The sequence below is a fragment of the Streptomyces siamensis genome (assembly GCF_039543605.1).
GTDB classification, from domain to species: Bacteria; Actinomycetota; Actinomycetes; order Streptomycetales; family Streptomycetaceae; genus Streptomyces; species Streptomyces siamensis.
Genome location: NZ_BAABKB010000021.1, coordinates 490,769 through 511,913 on the forward strand (window position 1 = coordinate 490,769; position 21,145 = coordinate 511,913).

Consider the following 21,145-nt stretch of genomic DNA (forward strand, 5'->3'; position numbering starts at 1 on the left):
ACCGCAGTTGGCCACAACTCGTAGCAGGACAGGCCGCCGGCCGGGCCTCCCGCTTGCGGCCCTTCGGTCCGGCGTCAGGCGTAGTGGTCGAAAAGGGCCTGGAGGTATTCCTCCAGACGCCGGGCCAGCAGGGCGGGGGCCAGATCGGCACGGCCCACCTCGCGCCAAGGGACGGCGACCTTCTCGGCGTCGGGAGCGAAGGCCAAGGCGTCCAGCAGCCGCCAGTAGAGATGGGCGGCGCCGTCTTCGGCCAACGTCCCTCCCACCGCGAGGTAGCGGTCGGCGAAGTGCATGCCCGCGGACACCCCGTGCAGCAGAGCCAGGGCGGTCGAGCAATGGGCCACGTCCAGGTCAGCCGGCCCCCAGGAGGTCTCCACCCAGTCGACGACGCCGCTGATGCGCAGACCGTCGCCGTCGCCCGTGAAGAGGACATTGCCGGGATGGAAGTCACGGTGCAGGAAGCAGGCTTGGTACTCCGGGGGCTCGCCGCGGATCACGTCCACGGCCCGTTGCCACAGCTCAGGCTGCTCGGTGTCCTCGGGTGGGCTCACCCGCTCGGGAGAGGTCCACGCCTGATAGGTGCGAGGCCGTGCCTCGGCAGTCACCGGCAGCCGGTGGATGCGCAGCAACTGGCGGGCGAGCAGTTCGGCACGCCGATCGGCCCCCTCGTCGCCCAGCCGCACGGTCCCGGGCAACAGGGACATCAGCAAGGAAGGGTGAGCGCAGTGCTGGGCCAGTGCGTCCACGGCCACCAGCCTGGCCGCGGGCACATCCGTGCCGCCGAGCAGGCGCAGAACGGCTGCCTCGCGGGTCAGCAGGCCCTCCGCGTGACGCACGAAGAAGGGTTTGACGAACGACCGCAGAACCAGCGAGCGTCGACCGCCCGGCCCGCCGATGTCCAGACGGCGCATCTCCGACGTCCATCCGCCACGCAACCGGCGGACTTCCTCGATGAGTTCTGCCTCGGACAGCGCCTGCTCCACCCAGGCGCGCGTCGCACCCCAGCCCTGGTCCTCAAGATCGGTACGGATGTGCTCGGCCCCCTCGCCCGTAACCATGGACGCAGGCTATCCACCGTCCTCGACGGACGCAGTAGGCCACCCCACCCACACCACTTGGCGATCACTCCCCACAACCGATCTCGGCATGAGCGGCAGAGGTCCCCTGCTATGGTGCGCCGATGCCAGCGATCAAGAAGTTCCAAGTCACCTTTGACTGCGCGGAACCCGAGCGCCTCGCTCGCTTCTGGTGCGAGGTGCTCGGGTACGTCGTACCGCCGCCGCCGGAGGGGTTCGCCACTTGGGACGATTTCAAGCAGTCGCAGCCACCTGAGCAGCGGGATTCTTGGTTCGCCTGCGTGGATCCCTCGGGAGTGGGCCCGCGGTTGTACTTCCAGCGCGTCCCTGAAGGGAAGGCCGCCAAGAACCGGGTGCATCTTGATGTGCGGGTCGGCACCGGACTCGTGGGCAAGGAGCGCCTGGCCGCTCTTGAGGCCGAATGCGCGCGACTGGTCCCGCTCGGCGCGGTACACGTGCAAACGCTGTACGACGGCACTGACTCGTGCATCCCGATGCAGGACATCGAGGGCAACGAGTTCTGCATCGACTGAGCGTTCTCCGAGTCGGAGATCCGGGGAGCCGCCTCCCTCGGACAACTCTCGTCCCGCGTGAAGCTGGTCGTCTCGCACGGGGCCGGCCGCGTTCGCGGCGGTGTCGAACGTCAACTGTCCTGGACGCGGCGGGCCTCGGCTATGAGTTCGGCAGGCAGGTCAGGGCCGGCACAGGCGAAGTCGATCAGCAGGCTCCGGTACGAGTCGTTCGGGAGACTCGGTGTCAGCTCGATGAGTTCGCCCAGGTCGGCAGGCGAGCCGGTCAGCCGTGCGCGGTAGGCGGCCCCGGCCGCGCGAAGTGAGAGTTCAGCCGGCCCGTACGTCATCCCCTGATCGATCAGCCGGACCGCGGAGGCGAAGTCGCCCTGTTCGGCATGCACGTCGGCCAGGTCGAGATGGAGCGACCAGTTCGCCGGGTCCAGGGCGAGAGCGCGTTCGAACGCCGCCACGGTCTGTTCAGAATCACCCAACTTGCGCCACGTTCCCGCTCGCACGACCTCGGTCAGCATGACCCGCTCGACGGAGTCCGCCTGGTCGCAGAGGGCGAGCGACTCATCGGTGAGACCGCAGGCCCGGAGCAGGATCGCCATCTTGGCCAACGCATCCGGCGACGCCCGCCGGGCAGAGACGATGTCGATGGCTTCGAACCAGGGCCGGAACCGTTCCCGCGTGCTGTCGGTGTCCAGCTCATGGCCGTGGTCCATCGTCCGCATCGCGGCCTCGGCCAGCGCGTCGGCACTCACCACATCGAGAAATCGTCCATCGCCGAACCAAGGGGCTTTGGTCCACGGGATGTCGGGTCGCACACCCGTGACCGATCCGATCGCCAGCGCCGCGGTGTCCATGTCGCCCTGGAGGAAGCCGATGTACGACTGCGCCAGTACCGTCCTCAAGGAGTCGGCATCCCGAACGACCTCGGCCAGCTCCGACGGCTTGTCCCGCCACAGCTCGGCGAGGACCGTATACGGCTCGGGGTTCTCGGGCGCGGAGGCGATGGCACCCGCCAAATAGTGCACGGCTGCCGCGGGGCTGCCCCCGCAGTGCGCCAGCACCCGTGCGAGACCCACCCCACCTGCTACTGCCCGATTCGACATCGTCAGAGGGTATCCCGGCTCCGGACCTCCGTGTGACCCGCCTTTCGGCGACGACGTCGGTCATGTCCGCGGGCAGTCGGCCCCCCGATTCGTCGACCAAGTCACCCCGTCCGACGCCATCGCGAATGCGGATACATGAGTCAGTCCGGACAGCCATGCCCTCGCCTCGACGCCCATGGCATACGCGGCCGTCGCCACCATGTCGGCCTCCGTGAGGGACGAGCCCGTCACGGTCAGGGAGGCCGGACCATCGGAGGGCGGCGCCCCGGTGTGCGGGTCGACGATGTGGCAGCCGCGTTCGGCGGGTCCCGAAGTGGCGACGGCGAGCGGGCCCGCGGTGTGCTCGACGAGTGCGGCGAGCTTGCCCGGCTGCAGCGGATGGCTGATGCCCACGCGCCAGGGACCGCCGTACAGTTGGATGTCACCGCCGCCGTTGAGGCAGAGGTGTTCGGCCCCGGCGTCACGCAACAGCTTCGCCGCCCGTTCCACCGCCCACCCCTTGACCAGGCCGCTCGGGTCGAAGCCGCCGTCGCGCCAGGCCGCGAACCAGCCGTCGGTACGCTGGTGTGCCTCGGCGCACAGGCCGAGGACCTCGCACAGTTCCGGCTCCCACTCCTCGGGCACCGGTTCGCCGCGCGTGACGCGGCTGACGGCACTGTCGCTACGGAACGGCGAGAAGACCGCGTCGATGTGGTGCAGCAGCGCCTCGACATCGTCAAGTGCCTGATGGAGAGCGGGCGTTGAGGTGTCGCGTACGGTGCAGGAGAAGACCGTGCCCATGGTGTGCACGACGCGGTGCAGGGGCGCCTCCGAATCCTCAGCCATGTGCTGCCTGGTCCAATGCGCTCTGCAACGAGGAGATGTAGCCCTCGCTGGTGTAGGTCGCCCCGGACACGGTGTCGATGTGGACGCTCTGCGCGTCCAGGGTTTCCTGCACGAGGGTGGGTATCGCCGTGGAGTTGATCTGCTGACTGCGGGGATCGCCGTCGGGTGCCTGAAGAGCTCGTGCCGCGGTGATCTTCGCACCGTCGAGCGTGAGTTGCACCTGGACGGGGCCGTAGCGCGTCTGGACCGTCGAGCCGCTGACCGTGCGCCTGCCGGAGGAGGAACCGGATCCGGAGCCGTCCGCCGAGGGCGCGGTGGACGGTGTCACGGCGGACGGGGCGGCGACGTGATCCACGTGATGAGGCTTGAGAGAAAGAGCGAGAACCGTCACGGTGACGGTGGCGACACAGGTCAGAACCGTGCGTCGGACGGAGTGGACGCGCATGGCAGGGCTCACAGTTCGAAGGACTCGTAGTGGATGCGTGAGGCCGGTACGCCGGCCGCGCGCAGGGCGTTGTACGCGGCGAGGGAGAAACCGCGCGGGCCGCACAGGTACACGTCGTGCCGGGCGAGGTCGGGCAGCAGGGCCTGCAGCCGGTCCGCGGTGATCGGGGTGCGGCGCCCGTCCGGGGCGTTGAGGGCGTAGACCAGGCGGGCCCCGCGTGCGGCGGCGATCTGCTCCAGCTCGTGGCGCAGTGCCAGCTCCTCGGTCGTCCGGCCCCGGTAGAGCAGGGTGAGGCCGCCGGGTGCCGCGGGCAGCGTCTCGAAGAGCGTACGCAGCGGAGTGATGCCGGTGCCGCCCGCGATGAGCAGGACCTTGTCCTGCCTGCGGCGCTCGGCGGTCAGCGCGCCGTACGGGCCTTCCGCCCACACCCGGGTGCCGCGGCGCAGCGTGGCGACGGCCGCGCTGTGATCTCCGAGTGCCTTGACGGTGATCCTCAGCCATCCGTCACGGGGAAGGGCGGAGAGCGAGTACGGGTGCGAGGCGTGCCACATGCCGGGCGACAGGAACCGCCAGCGCAGGAACTGACCCGGCTCGACGCCGAGCCGGTCCGGACGGCGACCGCGCAGCCACACCGAGTACACGTCGGGTGCCTCTCTTACGACGGCTTCCACGCGCAGCCGGTGACGGGCGTTGAGCCGCACCGGCATCAGCACCCGGAACCAGACGACCAGGCAGGCGACCGACACATACAGCGCATACCACGCGGTGCGGGCCGGTGCGCTGCCCACGAAGTCGGCACCGAGCGCGAGCTGGTGGGAGAAGGCGAGGAAGACGGCACCGTAGGTCGACAGATGCAGGTAGTACCAGGTCTCGTAGCGCATCCGGCGACGCACCGCACGCACCGAGGTGTAGCCGACGGCGAGCAGGACCGCTGCACCCGCCGTGCCTTTCAGCATCTCCGGCAGGTCGAACACCACGGTGGTGAACTCGGTGACCGGGTCGGTGTGCGCCTGCGCGGCGTAGCCGAGGGTGACCAGCACGATGTGGCCGATGAGGAGGCCGATCGTCCAGCGTCCTGCCGACGCGTGCCAGCGAGCGGTGCGGTCGCTGCCCACTCCGTTCTCCAGCCACGGCACCCGTGCCATCAGGGCGACGAGAAGGGCGCACATGTATCCGCACAGCAGCCCGGTGATCCGGCCCGCGCCGGTCAGCCAGCCGTCCGCGCCGACCACGGAGGCGGTGTCCCGCCACCACAGGGCGAGGACGGCGATGCCACCGGCCCAGGCTGCGGCGAGCAGCGGCACGGCGGGCGACCGGCGGCCGGTCCGCTGCGCCGCACGGTGCCGCACGGGCGGCGGGCTGTGTGTTGCGGCGGCCATCGGCGGCTCCTCACGGGGGTTCGGGCTGCCCACTGTGGTGCGGCAATCTCTGAGCGGGCTCTGAACCGGGGCCGCGAGCGGCACGCTCATAGGAAACTCAGAGCGGACCGAGAGATGCTGGAAGAGCCATGAACCCACGCCCAGCGGCCTTGACCCGCCCCGACGGCACACCCGTACGCGTCCTCGTCGTCGATGACGAACCCGACCTTGCCGAGGTCGTCACCGGCGCGCTGCGCTACGAGGGCTGGGAGGTGCGCTCCGCCGCCACCGCGCGGGGCGCCGTGCGCGAGGCCCACGAGTTCCAGCCGGACGCGGTCGTCCTCGACATCATGCTGCCCGATCGCGACGGCCTCTCCGTGCTGCGCGAGCTGCGCGCGGAGCAGCCCCATGTGTGTGTGCTCTTCCTCACCGCCCGCGACACCGTCGAGGACCGCATCGCCGGCATCACGGCGGGCGGCGACGACTACGTCACCAAGCCGTTCAGCCTCGGCGAGCTGGTGGCCCGGCTGCGCGGACTGCTGCGCCGTGCCGGCATGACCAGGGAACGGGCCGCGGCATCCCTCTTGGTCGTGGGCGACCTGGAGATGGACGAGGACGCACACGAGGTGACCCGCGGCGGCGATCCCGTCGAGCTGTCGCCCACCGAGTTCCAGCTCCTGCGCTGCCTCATGCGCCACCCGCGGCGCGTCCTGAGCAAGACGCAGCTGCTCGACCTGGTCTGGTCCTACGACTTCGGCGGCCAGGCCCATGTCGTCGAGCTGTACATCTCCTATCTGCGCAAGAAGATCGATGCGGGCCGCGAACCCATGATCCACACGGTGCGCGGCGCCGGCTACGTCCTCAAGCCGGCGGGCGGCCGGTGAGGCGGCCCCGCCTGCACACGCTGCGGGCCCGGTTCACCGCGGGGCTCCTGGTGCTGCTCGCCGTCGGCTGCGCCGCCGTCGGCATCGCCGCGGTCCTGGAACTGAACGGTTTCCTCACCGCCCGTCTCGACCAGCAGCTCTCCGACACCGGCAGTGTCTTCCCGGCGAGCCTGGAACACCAGGGCCCGGGCCGCGACGACCACGACGGCGACGAGCACGGCGACACCCGCCGCCAGACCACCGGCACCCTGGGAGTCCGTCTGGTCGACGGTCACGTCACCAACGCCGCCGTGGTTCGCCCGGGCAGCGACACGACCGACCTGGTCACCGTCGACCTCAGCAGCGGTGACACCCAGGCACTGGCGGCCGTGCCCACCGACGGGCACGGCCACAGCGTCGAGCTGTCCACGCCCGGTGACTATCGGGTCATGGCCTGGCCGGGGCGCGACGGCGACGTCCTGATCACCGGCCTGCCGCTGGAGCCGGTCGACGCCGCCGTGCACCGACTCGAACTCGTCGCCGGCAGCGTCTTCGGCATGGCACTGGCCGGCGCGGGCATCGCGGGCGCCCTCTGGGTGCGCTGGTCGCTGCGCCCGCTCAGCCGCATCGCCGGCACCGCCACGCACATCAGCGAACTCCCGCTGGCCAGCGGCGAAGTGACACTGCCCGCACGCGCCCCCGACACCCGCCCGCGCAGCACCGAGGTCGACCAGGTCACGCTCGCCTTCAACCGCATGCTCGGCCACGTCGAGAACGCCCTCACCCAGCGCCAGCGCAGCGAGGAACGACTGCGCAGCTTCTCCGCCGACGCCAGCCACGAACTGCGCACCCCCGTCGCCTCGGTGCGCGGCCACGCCGAACTCGCCCTGCTCCACCCAGGACCCGTGCCACCCGAGGTGACCCGCGCCCTGGAACGCATCGCCGCCGAATCGGGCCGGATGGGAGCCATGGTCGACGATCTGCTGCTGCTCGCCCGTCTCGACGCGGGCCGCCCCCTGGCACACGAGGCGGTCGACCTGACCAGGCTCCTCTTGGACGCCGTCACCGACGCCCGCGCCGCCGGCCCCGGACACCACTGGTCACTGGAGCTGCCCGAGGAACTCGTCACCGTGACCGGCGACGCCGACCGCCTCCAGCAGATCCTCGCCAACCTCCTCGCCAACGCCCGCCTGCACACACCGCCGGGCACCAAGGTCACCACGGGCCTGATCGCGGACGACGACTGTGTCGTGGTCACTGTCACCGACGACGGCCCCGGCATTCCACCCGCTCTGCGCGAGCACCTCTTCGAACGGTTCGTGCACGGCGACGGTCCACGCCGCGACGGCGGGGGCGGGACGGGGCTCGGCCTGTCCATCGTCGCCGCGGTCGCCGCCGCCCACGGCGGCACCGTCAGCGTGGCGAGCGAACCGGGCGCGACCACGTTCACCCTGCGTCTGCCGCGGCCCGGAGCCGGCTCCGGCTAGTGCGTCGGAGAAGCCCCCTTTGCGCATACGTACGTCAGTGAGTCGGCGGCGCCATCCGTCACGCCCGCCGCTCTTCCCGCTACCAGCGCACCCCCAGAGCGTCGGGGTCAGCCCGGTCCCGGGCGAGCGGCGCTATGCTGCCCTGTCGTGCAGGAGACGCGCCTCGACACTGCTCGGATCCGCCTGGCCCGCCAGGTGATCGACCCGATTTTCCTCGACACCCCGCTGTACCGCTGCGAGGCGCTGGAGCCGCAGCTCGGGTGCTCCGTGAGCATCAAGCTCGAAACGGCCAACCCGGTCCGCAGCTTCAAGGCCCGCGGCACCGAGGTGGTGGCGAGCCTGCTCGCCGACCGTGGTTCGCGAGCCGTGGTGTGCGCCAGCGCCGGCAACCTGGGCCAGGCCCTCGCCTGGTCCGGTCGCGGGCGCGGCCTCGATGTGACCGTAGTGGCGTCCCGATTCGCGACGGTGGCCAAGCTCGATCGCATCCGCGCCTTGGGTGCCGGGCTGGAACTGGTGGACGGCGACCACGAGATGGCTCGCGAACGGGCGGCGGCTGTCGCACAGCGCGACGGCATCCGTCTCGTCGAAGACAGCCTGGACATCGAGACCTGCGAGGGTGCGGCGACCATCGGCCTGGAACTGGTGGACGCCAGGCCGTCGTTCGACACGGTCCTGATCGCTCTCGGCGGCGGGGCGCTGGCGACCGGCGTGGGGCATGTGATGAAGGCCTTGGCGCCCGAAGTCGAGGTGATCTGCGTCCAGCCGCAGGGCGCACCCGCGATGACACTCTCGTGGCGCCGAAGGCGCGTCGTCACCACCGACTCGACGGACACCATCGCCGACGGCGTCGCCGGCCGACTCCCCATCCCGGCCGTACTGGACGACCTCCTCCTCACCGCCGACGACGCCGTCCTGGTCCGTGAAGAGTCGATCATCGCGGGTATGCGGATGCTCCACGACCACGCGGGCCTCGTCGTCGAACCGTCGGCCGCGCTCGGCATCGCGGCGATCCTCGAAGACCGCGACCGCTTCGCCGGCCGGCACATCGTCACCATCGTGTGTGGCAGCAACGTCGACGCGGACGCCTACCGTCGCTGGATCGGGGCGGCCGGCCTCCACAGGTCGTGACCGCCGCCCGCGTGGGCAGCCCAACGGCGCCGCGCAGGCGGCGAAGTCAGCCGCCCTGGCCGGCGCTTCCGACCGGACCGACCTTCACCGGGGAGTCGGGGCTGTCCGTGACGGGCAGTGTGCCGGCACCAGGCCAGTCGAGGGTGACCGTCTTCGTCTCGTCCGGCGGGGTCACCAGCAACCCGGTCACGCGCACGCCGGAGCCCCCCGACGTGTTGATCGGGTAAGTGATGCCGAAGGCCGTCGACGCCCCGTCCTTGAGGACGGTCGGGTCGGCCTGCTGACCGGTGCGCTTCGCGGACAGCGACCCCGCGCCGGTCTTCAGGTCGACGCCCGCGTACCCGGAGAGCGCGCAGTCCCGGCCCCCGCGGTTCGTGAGCTGCACCGCGACGGTGCCGTCGGGGTCGCCGTCGATGGTGTTGTCCTTCGCCGTGATCTCCAGCTCGTCGGTGCGGCACTTGGCGACCTTGCCGTTCTCGTTCGAGCCGGTCCCGGCGGCCGTGCCCTGCCCGCCGGAGCTCTTCCCGGCGGAGTCCTTCCCGCTGTCCTGATCCGAACCGCCCGAGTCCGAACCGCCGGCCGAGGAAGACGTGCTGGACGCGGTGGACGGTTCGCTCTTCGCGGTGCCGTCCTTGTCGTTCTGGCAGGCCGTGAGCGACAGACTCGCGGCGACGGCCAGGGCGGCGAAGGTGACCTTGTGAACGCGCATCGCTTCTTCCTCAGTATCGATGGGGGGTTCCGGCTGCTCGGTGCGAGCGAGCGTTTCTGATCACCAAGAGACGCCCGGCCCGGCGGACCGTTCCGCTCAACCACCCCGTAATACACCCCTGTTACACGCCGAGCCGGGCGCAATGCGCACCACCACCGGGCACACCCCGGCCGCGCCTTGCCCTCCACCTGGCCTCGCGGACGCGTCCCCTGCCGCTGTCCGGCGCGGGGAAGGGGGCCCGAACGCGCGCGTCGGGGAACGCCGTCGAGGGGCCGAGACGCCGGCTCCCGCCACCCTTCCCACACCTCCCCGCGGCCGCCACCCACTGGGACGGACCCGTGACCCAGCGGACCTTGACCCCGAACAAGCGATCCGTACCGAGCGGGCCGCCCGTGTCGAGGCGGCCGTCGTCGCCGACAGAGCCCTCGGCGCTCAGTGGGACCGTGCGGTCGGGACGTGCCGACGGGTGTCGACGGGACGGAAGCCCGGGTTCGTGACGCAGCCCAGGTTCTGGTAGATGTTCACGTTCGTCTGCGGGTCCTGGCCGGCCCAGTGGTACTGGCACGCCCCCTCGATGAACCTGCCCTGCACCCCGCCGGGGAAGTCGATCTCCTTGTTCCACAGGTACTGCGACTGGATGCCGGTCATCCGTGCGGTGGCGTTCACGTCGATCCCACCGGGCGCCTGGATCGCATACACCCAGCCGTCCTTCCCGCCGCCCGTGGCGAAGCCCTGCGCCACCCACCGGTCGCAAGTCGTGCTCACGTGCGCGGAGTTCTGGCCACCCCCACCGGTGATCCACTTGTTCAACGGGGTCAGGTCCGTCCCCAACGGCGTGAAACCGCTGCGGAAGATCGCCTGCGGGTCCGGCCGGGTGTCGCCGCGCCACAACGTGTTCACGTCGTTGCGCCAATACCAGCCCTCGCGCACCGCAGCCACATCGACCTGCGACCGCAGACCGCGGTTCGTCGTCGTCTGCGTCCACTCCGACGACCGGTATCCACCTGTCGGGCCACACGGTCCGGTGTCGCGGATCTGCTCGGGGGTTCCCGGGTACGGATCCGTCGCAGCACCCGCGGACGAGGCGAACGTCAACGAAGTGACGACAAGGGAGGCAGCGGAAGTGATCCGCAGCGCGGTCTTGAACATGGACGGGCCAGCCCCTCACTCGACTCACACGGCCCACGTTCCCTAGCCCGAACATGCCGGACAACCACACCGCCTGCGCCTCGATCACCCGCCGGGACCACAGCCTTCACTCACCCGGCACTCACCACCGAACCGATCCGGCCACCCCTTCTCGTCGCCTTGAGCGGCTGTCCATGACCCGCAGACGGCGGACGCGCCCCCGGCACGGGAGGCGGCTGCCCATCTGACTCAACTGCACAGTCATCGCGGGGGAGTGGTGGCACGGTCCCGCTCGACGGCACGGCACGGCACGGCACGCGCCGGTCACTTCTGTTCCAGCGCCGCCAGCCGCAGTTCGAGCTGGTCGACCCGGTGCCGAAGCAGGGTGACCTGGGCTTCCAGGCTGACTTCTCGCTCCGCCCTGCGCTGAATACGCGGTGACGCGGCGGCGCGCTCGATCACCGCGTCCAGCCGGACCAGGCGCTGCGGCCCGTTCGGGCCGTCCACCAGCCGGGACTGGATCTCGCCGTTGCGATACCAGGACCGCAGGGCCGAGCGGGAAACGCCGGTCTCTGCTTCCGCCTTGGCCAGCGTGACCCAGGGAGTCTCGTCCAACTGCTCGAACAGCTCCAACTCGTTCTGCCAGCGAGCGAGCCGACCCTCCCAGTCCGACGGTGTCTCCATCACACCCTCCCTTCAGCACGGTGACCCTATCAATACCAGCGTATTGACATGGTTGGGAGCATGGAAGCATGACTTTTGAAAGGTTCACGGTGAAGGCCCGTCGGTCGGTCGTCGCGGCCCAGGAGCAGGCGAGGCTGCTCAAGCACCATCAGATCGGCACGGAGCACATCCTGTTGGGGCTGCTCGACGTGCCGGACAGCACGGCGGCGAAAGTTCTGCACCGGCTCGGGTACGACAAGGAGACGGCACAGGCCGATATCGCCGCGGTGGTCGAGCCCGGCACAGGGGAACTGAGCGGCCACATCCCGTTCGCGGCGCCCGCGAAGAAGACGCTCGAACTCGCCCTGCGCGAGGCGCAGCAGCTGCACCACAAGGACATCGGAACGGAACACATCCTGCTCGCCCTGGTCAGAGAAGGCGAGGGCGTCGGCGCGACGGTGCTGGCCGAGCGGATCAGTCCGATCAGCAAGATCCGCGCCGCGGTGCTGGCATCACTGGAGGAACCGCAGGACGTCGTGGCCGGCCCATGGCTGGCCGGCACGCCTGCGACCGAGGACACCATGTCCACCGCCGGCGCCCTGGCCGGTGGCGCACCGGTCGGCAGCCATCACCTGCTCGAGGCGATGCTGCGGGCGGAGAACAGCATGGCGGCCAGGGCGCTGCGCGAACTCGGGGTCGACCCGGACGCGGTCGCCGCCAAGATCGACGAACTGGATCCGGAGACCACCACGGACGCGAACCCGGAGGAGGCCGCCGCGCGCAAGATGGAGATCCGGGTGGTCGACGACGAGGTGCACCTGATCCTGCGGGACCCGGCTACGGTCACGATCGCCAAGAAGGTCACCGAGCAGTCCAATGGCCCGATCCAGGGTGTCGGGCCGGTCGCCGGCATGTTCGTGCCGCTCTGGCGGTCGGCCAACCAACTGCTGCTGCAGATCCAACGTGTGCTGGAACCGGAACCCGAGGAACAAGACGGCTCTGCCACGAGCAAGGCGGCCAAGGCCGTGCGTACGGTGCTCGGATCACGGCTCCGCCGGTGAGCCGGCTGATCAGCGGGCCGGGATCCGACGGTGGAGCAGGCGAGGAGGGGGCTCGATGAGCGCAACCATCACCATCGTCGGAGCCGGCTTGGGCGGCCTGGCCCTGGCCCGTGTGCTGCATGTGCACGGCGTCGACGCCGTCGTGTACGAACGTGAAGCGTCGCGTGACGCGCGTGGTCAGGGCGGCATGCTCGATCTGCACTCCGGGACCGGGCAGCGGGCGCTGCGCGAGGCCGGCCTGATCGACGAGTTCCACGCGATCGCCCGTCGCGCAGGCCAGGACCTGCGTCTCCTCGAGCCGGACGGCACCCTGTTGTTGCAGGAGGACACGCCCGACGACGCCCCCCTCGAACGACCTGAGGTCGACCGTGCCGAACTGCGCGACGTGCTGCTGAACTCCCTCCCCGGACACGCGGTGCGCTGGGGACACACCATCGAATCCGCCGACGATGGCCTGCTGCACTTCGCCGACGGCAGCAGCACCACGTACGACCTGCTCGTCGGCGCAGACGGCGCGGGCTCCCGGGTCCGCGCGCTGCTCACCACCGCCCGGCCGACGCACACCGGCCAGAACGTCGTCGAGCTCGGCATTCCCGACATCGACCACACTCACCCCGACCTCGCCGCGATGGTCGGACGCGGCAACTACTGGGCGCTCGGCAACGGACGATCCCTGTCGGCGCAGCGCAACGGCGACGGCCGCGTACGTATCTACCTGAGCTTCTACAACACCGCCGAGGACTGGTTCGCGACCAGCGGGATCCCGTTCGGCGACCCAGCCGCCGCCCGGGCGCGGCTGATCGACCTGTTCACCGGCTGGGACTCACGCTTCATCGCACTGATCGCGGCCTGCGACGACACGGTCCTGCCGCGGTCGATCACCACGCTCCCGGTCGGCCTGACCTGGCCGTCGAGACCAGATGTCACACTGCTCGGTGACGCCGCGCACCTGATGCCGCCGGTGGGACAGGGCGCCAACATGGCGTTGCTCGACGGAGCCCTGCTCGGCCTGGCGCTGGCCGCGTACCCGGACGACTTTCCCGCCGCCGTCAAGGAATACGAACGCGAGATGTTCGAACGCACCAGTGTCGCCGGCCGGCAGTCCGCGGACATCCAGGAGATCCTGGCGTCGCCCGGGGCGAGCCGGAGAATGCTCGCGTTCTTCCAACCCGACTGAAGGCAACCGAATACGACATGAGTCTTGGTGCCCGGGCGGATGCCGAGCCGACCTGCGGGGGGAGGACGAGCGGAGGGCCGCTGCGCCGAAGTCCTAGTAGGGCTTGGTCAGGTTCACTCGTGAGTGGTGTGTCTGCTGGGCTGTTGGTGTCGTTGGGGTGGTGCGACACCTGAGGAGATGGCCGGGGTCCGGGCGGAGCTGGAGGGGTTCGCTGCGGAGTTGTTCGATGGGTTCTTCGGTGCGGATCAGCGGCGGTGGGGGCAGGCGTATGTGCGGGGGCTGCTCCTGGAGGGGCGGCGCAAGTCGGTGGAGCCGATGGCGGCCCGCCTTGGTGAGGACGGCAACCGGCAGACGCTGGCGCACCTCATCACCTCGAGTCCGTGGGATCCTGCGCATGTGCGGGCCCGGCTGGCCTGGAAGATGAACGAGGCGATCGGCCCGGAAGCGCTGATCATCGATGACACCGGCACAACGTCGGCGGCGGGCTCAGCCGGCTCTTCACCGCGGACGCCGACGGCACCGGCGTCAAGCAGATCACCAGCGACGGCCGCGGCTGCGTGAACCCGTCCTGGTCGCCGACCGGTACCCGGATCATCGCCGACGTCCACACCTCCGGCGACAGCGCCGACGTGCACACCACGGAGTACGTCGACGTGGCCACCGGCGCGACGACCGCGGTCCGCGGCACGCCGAAGGGCAGCAAACCGAGCTGGCAGCCGCTGCGCAAGAACTCCGCGGGCCGCGTCTGGGGCTCCGACGTCTACGCCAGCAACATCGCCTCCTCGCGCTGGACGTGGAACACCTACGGCGGCACCAAGGTCCCGGGCCTGATGGACGCCAAGGCCGCCGTCCTGATCAACCGGGACGACTCGGCGTACTCGCTCACCGCGCCCGCCCTGGCCGGCAAGAAGCACGGCCCGGTCCTCGGCACCACCAAGAGCGGCCTGACGGCCGCGGTGAAGAACGAGCTGAAGCGCACCCTGAAGCCGGGCTCGAACGTCTACCTCATCGGTGGCACGTCCATCCTGACCAGCACGGTCTCCTCGCAGGTCACCTCGCTCGGCTTCACCCCGAAGCGGCTGTCCGGCACCGACCACTACGCCATCTCGGTCGCCGTCGCCAAGTTCTGGTGGACCGCGCCGAGCACGGCGGCGCTCGCCTACACCAACTCCTGGCGCGGCGGGGTCTCCGCGGGCGCGGCCATGAACGTCTTCGGCCCCGTCCTGTGGACCGCCAAGGACAGCCTCTCCAGCGAGGTCAAGAGCTACCTGCTGCACGAGTGGGCGAGCACGAACTCGGTGTTCGCGTTCGGCGGCACCGGTTCGGTCGCCAAGGCCGCGCTGGACACCGCGGGCGCCGCGATCAGCGCGAGCGCGAGCCAGTTCGTGTACCACCCGTACTACGACGGCGTCGTCACGACGGCCTCCCAGCAGAGCACCTACGCGGCCCGCACCAACGGTGGCCAGCCCGCCACGGTCGCCCGCACCGGCCCGACCGGCGCGGATCCCCACCTGGACTCGCTCAAGACGGTCCGGCACCAGTAGTGCGGCTGGGCGGGGGCGCCGATCAGCATGGTCGGCGCCCCGCCACACGGGTCAGGAACACCGTCGCCGCATGGGGGCCGGACGGCTTGGCCTTCTCGCGGAGTTCCGCCGGCTCCACCGCCGAGCCGCGCTTCTTGGCGGTCGGCGTCCCGACCCCACGCTTGCGCAGCAGTGCCTTCGACTTCCCGGCGTTGAAGCCAACCTCAAAGCCTGCACTCGACCGCGCCGCCGAACCGGCGGAAGGTCGTCGGTTCGAATCCGACAGCGGGCTCTTCCGCTGAACAGCGCAAACACCGCCGTGCCGGGCATATCTGTCCCGGCGGCCCGCGCGTGTTCGATCATACGCGGCGACGGATCGATGCCCACGACGTAAGCCCCACGGGCGATTATCCCCTCACCGCACCCGAGGTCGAGGACTCGGTGACCATCGAGCACCTGGGCGGATGCTCAAGCAGGACATCACGGTCGAGAGCGTGCATTGCGGAACCCGTCCGCACCTGGCCCGCATACCAGTCGGCGATGGTGTCCCAGCAGTCAGTCATCAAAGCCCGGACGCTACTTGCTTCTTCACGGATGCCTCCACCAGGTTTGGATCAACCGCGGCTACGACAGGATGCTTCTGACGTCTGACGGGATGAAGTGGCAGCAGCCCCCTCCCGTCGAGATCGGGAAGGGGACTGCGGATTCCTGGGAGCGCACGCCTGCGTGTGGCGGGCCAGGAGATCAGTGCTGCGGCGGGGTGTAGAACTTCTCCCAGGCGTAGGTGTCGACCGGGAAGTCGTCGATGTGGACGATCTTGCCGTCCTTGAACCGGAAGTGCATCATCACGTACACGGTGTCGAAGGACTTGTCCCACTTGCGGTCCATGCGGATGTACTCCTTGACCCAGGCGTCGTTGGCGCTGGCGGAGTAGGTGTCGGCCTCGAGCTTGTACTTGCTGCCGACCATCTTCATCAGGTTGGTGCGGAACTGCATGTAGCCGTCCCAGCCGTGGTACTGGCCGGACATCGCGCTCTTGCCGACGATGTTGACGCTCACGTTGTCGGAGATCTTGGAGCGGATGTCGGCGATGTCGCCGTGCCAGAAGTCGTTGTACAGGTGTTTGATGAGGCCGAGCGTCTTCTCGCTGGTGGCCTCGCCCACGTTGATGACGTCGGTGTCCTTCGACAGCGGCCTGCCGGTGGGTGCCTTGGAGCCGTCGGTGAGTGGGGCCCAGTACTTGTCGAACAGGCGCTGGTCCTCCGGCAGGGTCCAGGCTTCGGAGATCTTGCCGGCCTTGAACCGGAAGTGCATGGTCACCGGCAGGCTGAAGGTCTTGTGCGGGTTGTCCGCGCGGGTGGCGATGATCTTCTCGCGGGTGATGACGTCGGCGCCGTTGGCGGAGACCACCGGGACCTTCACGTCGTAGCGGCGGCCGGTGTGGGCCAGGATGTTCGACATGTACTTCTTGAAGCCGTCCTGGCTCCAGTACTCGCCGGCGTTGGCGCCCTTGCCGGGGACGTGGCCGACGAAGTCGGCGGACACGTACTGGGCGGCGGCGTTGACGTCGCCCTTGAGGAAGGCGTTGTAGTAGCCGTTCAGGAGTTTGGCGTTGGCCTTGGACAGCTGGATGTCCGAGGAGACGTGCTCGGCCTTGGCCGCGACGGGCTGCTTGCCGGTGTCGGTGGGGTCGGCTGCGAACGCCGCGCCTGCTCCGAGACTGAGGATGGTTGCTGCTGTGAGTGATACTACTGTTGCCTTGCGCACGATATGCCTTTTGTTCGGTGTAGGAATGCCGGCCAGTTGTTGAGGTTCAACATTGGGCTGAGTGACAGCATCGCTCGGGCCGATTGCACAGTCCTTGCACCGGCGGCCGCCGGCGCAGAGACGTCGAGTTTGTAGCCAGCGACAACGGTGGCCAGCATGCGCCTACGACATGTGAGAAAGCCGTCCCACCCCTTGTGCGCATCTGAGATATCGGAATGCCCGGGCATGCGTACTTCGACTTTGTCGGAGACCATGCGGTGGAGCTTGTCGAGTTCCCCGGGCCGCAACATGGCGTAAAAGACGTTCAGGAGGCTTGGTGTTTTCAGGCGATGCGGCGTACCGGCCGTCGGGCAAGCGGGGCGTTTGTTCGCGAGGACGCCGGGGTGCCCCTGGGAGTATTGCACGATGGTGTCCAGTAGGAATCGTAGACGTCCTGATCCTCCGGTAAGCCTCCGAGATCTGGCCGTCCTTGATTTTGTACTGCATGGCGAAGCGCGGAACCCATGTTTTCCCCGGGTCGACCCGGGGATTAGCCGTCATGACCTCACGTGTGAAGGCCGTGTTGCCGTTTGCCGCGAAGGGCGTGCGGATCAGGTGCCGTCCTGGCATCTGATCCGGTGAAGAGCGTTACACCTGCTCCGGCGGCAATGGCGGTGACCATGGGCAACGAAGCAGTCTTATGCATCCCTAATTTCTCGCAATTCTGCAAAAGGGTCACATTTCAGTGTTGAATTCGGGCCCACAGCAGGATGTATGTGGCCGAACCGGCAGAACCTTGAAGAGGTGCCGTCAGTCGCCGTGAGAGTCAGGTGATCCGGCCTTGGTCCAATAAGCCCCAGGAGCGAGTTGCGGTCGGACGGGCTTGCCCAGGATGGGTGCGGCCGTACAGGACGGCATGCAGGTGTTGCTCATTCGTGGTGCGGAGCGACGACCGGCAGCCGGCCTCGCCGGACCTCGTGCCTGTCCGCCAGCCGTCGACGGGACGGCAATCCCTCATTTCCGGCCTTGGCCGATCGGCGGTGGCGAAGACGTGCGGCGCTCCATGGCCGCCGGCGCGTGGCCGACCAGAGACGAGGCGTTCGGCAAAACCCCTGGGAACGCGGTGGTTCACGCCGCCCGGCCGGGTGGGATGCCAGGCCCGTCCGTGAAGCGTCCAGGTGATGGCCGCGGCATCCGCCGACCGGCCGGACAGCCGGCGCAGATCGATAGAGAACGCGCGTACGGACCCTGGCTGTATCGGCCCCTACGGGGGAAGGGCCGGACTGGCTCATCCCTTCGGCGGGGGGCGAAAGTCACTCTTAAGGCTGAGGCGGTTGAGGGCAGCGGGACCGGAATCTTGGAGGCGGATCGGGCGGCCGGCGAGAGAAACGTTCAAGATTTGACATCCCGGACCCCTTACACCGCCCTGTCACTACTCAATTGGTGAAAGGGCGGTTGTCCGAGTGGTGAAGTACTGAATCGACCGGCGCACCGGTGTCGCCACCTATCTGCAGATCGTCCAGCAGAGCGAACAGGCGCTGCGCCTGCGTCTGTTGCGGCCCGGCAACAAGCTACCCACGGCCCGTGAGGTCGCGGAATCGACCGCCGTCGACCCGAGCACGGTCCTGAAGGCTTACCGCGAGCTGGAAAGCGAGCGGCAGGTCAAGGCCCGCCGGAGGCTTGGCACGTTCGTCCGCAAGACGCTCGGCGCCGCCCGGCAGATTCTCCGCTGTACGCGGAGCCGGCCGACTGAGCACTGCGCGCCCGCGCGGCAGGCCTGGAGCGTGACGACGTGGCGGCGCTTTCCACCGCCGTACTGGACGAGCAGTTCATGGACACCGAAAGGCAACGAGGATGACCGATACCGCCATGGAGGCGGCCTCGCTCGGCAAGAGGTTCGGCCGACGCGACATCTGGGCGCTGCGCGGCTGCACATTCCGGCTGCCCACCGGGCGCGTGTGCGCCGTGGTGGGACCCAACGGCGCGGGCAAGTCGACACTGCTCGCCATCGCGGCGGGGCTGGCGGCACCGACCGAGGGCACGATCGAGATGCTCGGAACACCTCCGGCGTCCGCACGGCCCCGCGTCGGGTTCGTGGGCCAGGACAAGCCGCTGTACCCGCAGCTGACCATCGCGGAGATGCTCCGTCTCGGCGCCGATCTCAACCCCGGGCACTGGGACACCCGCACCGCTGAGCGGATCGTGGCCGACGGCGCCCTGGACACCAAGGCGCGTATCCGGACCCTCTCCGGAGGCCAGCGCACCCGTGTCGCCCTCGCGATCGCGATCGCCAAGCAGCCCGAACTCCTCCTGCTCGACGAGCCGATGGCCGACCTGGACCCGATGGCCCGGCACGAGGTGATGGGAACGCTGATGGCCCAGGCCGCCGAGTACGGCACCACGATCGTGATGTCCTCGCATGTGATGGCCGATCTGGACGGATCCTGCGACCACCTCCTGCTGGTCAGCAACGGCAGCGTCCGGCTGGCCGGCGACATCGACGAACTGCGCGACGCCTACGCCGTCGTGACCGGCCCCGCGGAATCCGGTGACGGCCTGGCACCGCACGCCGTCGTCGAGTCCCGCATCGCCGGCCGGCAGCTCACCGCACTCGTCCGCACCGCCGGCCGCCCCCTGCCCGAAAGATGGCACGCCGACCGGCCCTCCCTGGAAGAACTCGTCCTCGCCCATCTGCGTGCCTCGCAGACCACTGCATCCATATCCGCCCCGGCCAAGATCGAGGACAACGCCGCATGACCGCCCCCGTCCACCACCCCGCCTCCCGCTCCCTCGGACTGCCCCGCATGCTGCTGCGCCTGCACCGCCCCGCGCTGTGCATCTGGGTGGTCCTCGTCCTTGCCGTGTCGGCACTGCTGCTGTGGCTGGACGGACCGCTCACCGACGCCGCCGCCGAGGCCTGGCGGCAGTACCACGCCTGCGGCGTCACGCCGCGATGCTCCTACAACCAGGCCGCGATCCTGCGCTACAAGGACATGGAGAACTACTCCACGTTCGCCGTCCTCGCCGTACCCCTCGTCGTCGCGGCCTGGGCGGGCGCCTCCCTGACCGGCCGTGAGCTGGAGAGCGGTACCGCCACACTCGCCTGGACCCAGGGCGTCTCCCCGGCCCGCTGGCTGGCCGTCAAGCTCACCGTCCCGGCCGTGGCCGTAGCTGCCGGGACCGGGCTGCTGGTCCTGCTCCACCACCTGATGTGGTCGGCGTCCCATGGCCGTATCGACACCATCAAGTCCTGGAACGACACCCCGACCTTCTACGCCAACGGCCCCGTCCTGGTGGCCCTCGCATTGGTCGGCCTCGCCGCCGGCGCCCTCGCCGGACTGGCCTGGCGACGCTCCCTCGCGGCGCTCGCCACCGCCGTGCTCGCCGTGAGCCTGGTCTGGGCCGCCCTCTACGCCGTACTGCCCCACCTCTGGCCCACCGTCACCAGCATCACCGGTCTGGACGACGGCAACGGCCTGGCGGGCGACGGCATCACCGTCGGTGAAGGCTTCCTCACCTCAACGGGAGCCCGCCACCCGATGGCTGTCGACTGCGGCCCCTACGCCTACGACCCCGAATGCCGCACCGTCTACAACAAGCTGCACGCCACCGGCTTCTACCATGAGTATCACCCCATCTCGCACTACTGGCCTCTCCAACTGACGGCGGCGGCCCTCGTCCTGGCCGTCGCGGGCGCCCTGACAGTGACCGCCTTCCGCCTCCTCCCGGCTCGAACCCGCTGAACCGTGTTCCATCGCGCGGCTGTCCTGCACTTTGGCCTTCGCCCCTTGTTTTGTCTGGACGAGCGGGCTGACATCCACGGCTGACTGTGAGGATGGCGATGGCGCCGTCCAAGGGGTCTGACCCTTCGACTGACCGACGCATGCTGTCCTGTTGATGACTTGTCGGCCGCTTCGGGCGGTGCCGTCCGCGCGCGGCCGGTCGGGCGTTTGTGACTTCATAGGAGCCCGGCCAAAGGTCCCATCACAGTCTTGTCCTCCCACCCGACCGGCGCGTGCCATCTCTCATGCATCGCAAGGAAGGACAGCGTCATCAGCACGGCAGACGAGACAGTGGTGGTCGGCGGTGTCGACGCCCACACCGACTTCCATCAGGCCGCCGTGATCGACTCGATCGGCCGGCACCTGGCCACCCAGGCCTTTCCCACCACGCCCGACGGCTATCACCGGCTCCTCGACTGGCTCCGCTCCCACGGCGACCTCATCGCCGTGGGCGTCGAGGGCACCGGAGCCTACGGCTGCGAACTCGCCCGGTACCTGCGGCAGAATCAGGTCACCGTGCCTAGCCGATGACACGCGGTCTGGTGCG

18 protein-coding genes and 5 pseudogenes are annotated in these 21,145 nt (G+C 69.3%); 12 read left to right on the forward strand and 11 right to left on the reverse strand.

Features of this window, described 5'->3' with window-relative positions:
- Positions 1 to 74: 74 nt before the first annotated feature.
- Entirely contained in the window at positions 75 to 1,058 is a 984-nt protein-coding gene (locus ABEB03_RS26635) for a phosphotransferase family protein (protein ID WP_345654551.1), read from the reverse strand.
- Between the two features lie 122 nt (positions 1,059 to 1,180).
- Between ABEB03_RS26635 and ABEB03_RS26640 the strand changes: the two genes are divergently transcribed.
- Entirely contained in the window at positions 1,181 to 1,609 is a 429-nt protein-coding gene (locus ABEB03_RS26640; RefSeq protein ID WP_345654554.1) for a VOC family protein, read from the forward strand.
- 110 nt (positions 1,610 to 1,719) lie between these two features.
- On the opposite strand, the gene ABEB03_RS26645 is transcribed toward ABEB03_RS26640, so the two are convergent.
- From ABEB03_RS26645 to ABEB03_RS26660, 4 genes are all read right to left on the reverse strand, one after another.
- A complete protein-coding gene (locus ABEB03_RS26645) occupies positions 1,720 to 2,703 on the reverse strand; it encodes a tetratricopeptide repeat protein (protein WP_345654558.1) in 984 nt (327 codons plus the stop codon).
- Between the two features lie 60 nt (positions 2,704 to 2,763).
- The gene (locus tag ABEB03_RS26650) at positions 2,764 to 3,528 is read right to left on the reverse strand and encodes an FAD:protein FMN transferase (protein ID WP_345654563.1); all 765 of its coding nucleotides are present in this window, start codon (positions 3,526 to 3,528) and stop codon (positions 2,764 to 2,766) included.
- Positions 3,521 to 3,883, reverse strand: coding sequence for an FMN-binding protein (locus tag ABEB03_RS26655; RefSeq protein ID WP_345654567.1), 363 nt, complete (start codon positions 3,881 to 3,883; stop codon positions 3,521 to 3,523). Before ABEB03_RS26655 ends, ABEB03_RS26650 begins: the two co-directional genes overlap by 8 nt.
- A gap of 98 nt (positions 3,884 to 3,981) precedes the next feature.
- Complete coding sequence (locus ABEB03_RS26660; protein WP_345654570.1) at positions 3,982 to 5,352, reverse strand: ferredoxin reductase family protein; 1,371 nt, start codon at positions 5,350 to 5,352, stop codon at positions 3,982 to 3,984.
- A gap of 128 nt (positions 5,353 to 5,480) precedes the next feature.
- Here ABEB03_RS26660 and ABEB03_RS26665 point away from each other — a divergent pair, with 128 nt between their 5' ends.
- From ABEB03_RS26665 to ABEB03_RS26675, 3 genes are all read left to right on the forward strand, one after another.
- Positions 5,481 to 6,215 (forward strand): response regulator transcription factor, encoded by a 735-nt coding sequence (locus ABEB03_RS26665; RefSeq protein ID WP_345654573.1) that lies wholly within the window; start codon positions 5,481 to 5,483, stop codon positions 6,213 to 6,215.
- Positions 6,212 to 7,681: a sensor histidine kinase gene (locus ABEB03_RS26670; RefSeq protein WP_345654576.1), complete on the forward strand. Its 1,470-nt coding sequence runs from the start codon at positions 6,212 to 6,214 to the stop codon at positions 7,679 to 7,681. Before ABEB03_RS26665 ends, ABEB03_RS26670 begins: the two co-directional genes overlap by 4 nt.
- Before the next feature lie 147 nt (positions 7,682 to 7,828).
- Positions 7,829 to 8,809, forward strand: a complete 981-nt coding sequence (locus tag ABEB03_RS26675; protein WP_345654578.1) for a threonine ammonia-lyase — start codon at positions 7,829 to 7,831, stop codon at positions 8,807 to 8,809.
- A 46-nt stretch (positions 8,810 to 8,855) separates the two neighbouring features.
- Here the strand turns inward: ABEB03_RS26675 and ABEB03_RS26680 are convergent, their stop codons facing one another.
- The 3 genes from ABEB03_RS26680 to ABEB03_RS26690 form a co-directional block, all read right to left on the reverse strand.
- On the reverse strand, positions 8,856 to 9,518 hold the full coding sequence (locus tag ABEB03_RS26680) for a DUF4232 domain-containing protein (RefSeq protein ID WP_345654580.1): 663 nt from the start codon (positions 9,516 to 9,518) through the stop codon (positions 8,856 to 8,858).
- A 432-nt stretch (positions 9,519 to 9,950) separates the two neighbouring features.
- A complete protein-coding gene (locus ABEB03_RS26685) occupies positions 9,951 to 10,667 on the reverse strand; it encodes a scabin-related ADP-ribosyltransferase (RefSeq protein WP_345654583.1) in 717 nt (238 codons plus the stop codon).
- A gap of 303 nt (positions 10,668 to 10,970) precedes the next feature.
- Entirely contained in the window at positions 10,971 to 11,330 is a 360-nt protein-coding gene (locus ABEB03_RS26690) for an excisionase (protein ID WP_345654586.1), read from the reverse strand.
- A 68-nt stretch (positions 11,331 to 11,398) separates the two neighbouring features.
- Here ABEB03_RS26690 and ABEB03_RS26695 point away from each other — a divergent pair, with 68 nt between their 5' ends.
- The 4 genes and pseudogenes from ABEB03_RS26695 (at position 11,399) to ABEB03_RS26710 (ending at position 15,091) form a co-directional block, all read left to right on the forward strand.
- Positions 11,399 to 12,370: a Clp protease N-terminal domain-containing protein gene (locus ABEB03_RS26695; RefSeq protein WP_345654591.1), complete on the forward strand. Its 972-nt coding sequence runs from the start codon at positions 11,399 to 11,401 to the stop codon at positions 12,368 to 12,370.
- A 55-nt stretch (positions 12,371 to 12,425) separates the two neighbouring features.
- Positions 12,426 to 13,547 carry an FAD-dependent oxidoreductase gene (locus ABEB03_RS26700; protein WP_345654595.1) on the forward strand — a complete coding sequence of 374 codons (1,122 nt, stop codon included), beginning with the start codon at positions 12,426 to 12,428 and terminating at the stop codon, positions 13,545 to 13,547.
- Between the two features lie 177 nt (positions 13,548 to 13,724).
- A pseudogene (locus ABEB03_RS26705) lies at positions 13,725 to 14,015 on the forward strand (transposase); the annotation flags it as partial.
- Positions 14,016 to 14,104: 89 nt separating this feature from the next.
- Positions 14,105 to 15,091 carry a cell wall-binding repeat-containing protein gene (locus ABEB03_RS26710; protein ID WP_345654598.1) on the forward strand — a complete coding sequence of 329 codons (987 nt, stop codon included), beginning with the start codon at positions 14,105 to 14,107 and terminating at the stop codon, positions 15,089 to 15,091.
- A gap of 8 nt (positions 15,092 to 15,099) precedes the next feature.
- On the opposite strand, the pseudogene ABEB03_RS26715 reads toward ABEB03_RS26710, so the two are convergent.
- The 3 genes and pseudogenes from ABEB03_RS26715 to ABEB03_RS26725 form a co-directional block, all read right to left on the reverse strand.
- Positions 15,100 to 15,287, reverse strand: a pseudogene (locus ABEB03_RS26715) (THUMP-like domain-containing protein); the annotation flags it as partial.
- A 125-nt stretch (positions 15,288 to 15,412) separates the two neighbouring features.
- Positions 15,413 to 15,526 (reverse strand): annotated as a pseudogene (locus tag ABEB03_RS26720) (class I SAM-dependent methyltransferase); the annotation flags it as partial.
- 288 nt (positions 15,527 to 15,814) lie between these two features.
- On the reverse strand, positions 15,815 to 16,837 hold the full coding sequence (locus tag ABEB03_RS26725) for a nuclear transport factor 2 family protein (protein WP_345654601.1): 1,023 nt from the start codon (positions 16,835 to 16,837) through the stop codon (positions 15,815 to 15,817).
- Between the two features lie 1,457 nt (positions 16,838 to 18,294).
- Here ABEB03_RS26725 and ABEB03_RS26730 point away from each other — a divergent pair.
- From ABEB03_RS26730 to ABEB03_RS26745, 4 genes and pseudogenes are all read left to right on the forward strand, one after another.
- A pseudogene (locus ABEB03_RS26730) lies at positions 18,295 to 18,674 on the forward strand (GntR family transcriptional regulator).
- 11 nt (positions 18,675 to 18,685) lie between these two features.
- Positions 18,686 to 19,165, forward strand: a pseudogene (locus ABEB03_RS45390) (ATP-binding cassette domain-containing protein); the annotation flags it as partial.
- A 404-nt stretch (positions 19,166 to 19,569) separates the two neighbouring features.
- Complete coding sequence (locus tag ABEB03_RS26740) at positions 19,570 to 20,559, forward strand: ABC transporter permease (protein WP_345654607.1); 990 nt, start codon at positions 19,570 to 19,572, stop codon at positions 20,557 to 20,559.
- Between the two features lie 249 nt (positions 20,560 to 20,808).
- The gene (locus tag ABEB03_RS26745) at positions 20,809 to 21,129 is read left to right on the forward strand and encodes an IS110 family transposase (RefSeq protein ID WP_345654610.1); all 321 of its coding nucleotides are present in this window, start codon (positions 20,809 to 20,811) and stop codon (positions 21,127 to 21,129) included.
- Positions 21,130 to 21,145 lie beyond the last annotated feature (16 nt).